Annotated in this window: 1 protein-coding gene; it reads right to left on the reverse strand. The window is 55.6% G+C overall.

All coding sequences use genetic code 11. The features are described 5' to 3' along the window. Positions 1–153 precede the first annotated feature (153 nt). Positions 154–403, reverse strand: a 250-nt coding sequence (locus tag AC2JF9_RS10055) for a hypothetical protein (protein ID WP_500727488.1), incomplete at its 5' end; no start/stop codon positions are given.

Here is a 403-nt window from a genome sequence, read left to right on the forward strand (position 1 = left end):
TTCCCTAACTGTTCCGTATGGCTGAGGGCTCAAGCCTCTGTGCGCTCCAGCAGAACTCCAAAGCACAACTTTTCCTCCCAGATAGCGTCAACTTGAACGTTGAGGCAGTTTTCTTGGTCAGGTTAGAAAATACTATAGTTGCCAAGCAGGCTGTCAATTGACGCTGCGATAGGCCTTGTTGAATTCCGGCTTCAATGCACGGTACAGGCTGCGGAAATTCTCGACTCGAGAGGCGTAGTGATCGACGAACTGCGGTTCAGGGGCTATGGTTTCAACAGCGGGGGGCTGGGTGCATACGGCTTTGGGATCCTCGCCCGTGAGGGCCAGCCGCGCGAGCCTGGCGGCTCCAAAGGCTGGGCCTTTGTCGCCTCCTTCATAGCGGACGAGCGGGATATTTAGAACG

The sequence above is a fragment of the Lactobacillus sp. C449L genome (assembly GCF_059900815.1).